The following is a 473-nucleotide window of genomic DNA, read 5'->3' as shown; positions in this document are numbered from 1 at the left end:
CAACATCGGCTTGGCGTTTAGCCCCGCCGATTACTTTTGGGTTTCCCTGCTCGGACTCGCCACCGTGACATCACTTCTGGGGAATGATTTTTTGAAAGGCTTGGTTGCCGCGCTACTGGGGCTGGCGATCGGTACAATTGGTCTGGATATTTCCACTGGAGATGAACGCTATACCTTCGGTTTGCTCGAACTGACGGAAGGATTAGATCTCGTCGTTCTGCTCACCGCCCTGTTTGCCTTTCCACCGGTGATTCAAATGGTCGAGCAGGCTCTCAGCACAGGCTTACCTCGCCATTTATTGAGGCTGAAAAGCCAAGGTTCAGTGCTCTCGCAATGGCGTCAATTCCTGCCCGTCTGGCTACGCAGCTCTTTTATCGGCATTGTGATTGGTATTCTTCCCGGTGCGGGCGGCAGTATGTCCTGTTACCTCGCCTATAACGATGCTAAACGGCGTGACGCCGATCCCGATAGCT

Annotated in this window: 1 protein-coding gene; it reads left to right on the top strand. The window is 53.5% G+C overall.

The features are described 5' to 3' along the window. On the top strand, positions 1–473 hold a 473-nt coding region (locus tag EDI29_RS22655), incomplete at both ends, for a tripartite tricarboxylate transporter permease (RefSeq protein ID WP_137742665.1).

This window comes from Pectobacterium polonicum (assembly GCF_005497185.1).
Taxonomy (GTDB): Bacteria; Pseudomonadota; Gammaproteobacteria; order Enterobacterales; family Enterobacteriaceae; genus Pectobacterium; species Pectobacterium polonicum.
This window is presented reverse-complemented; position numbering and strand designations above follow the sequence as displayed.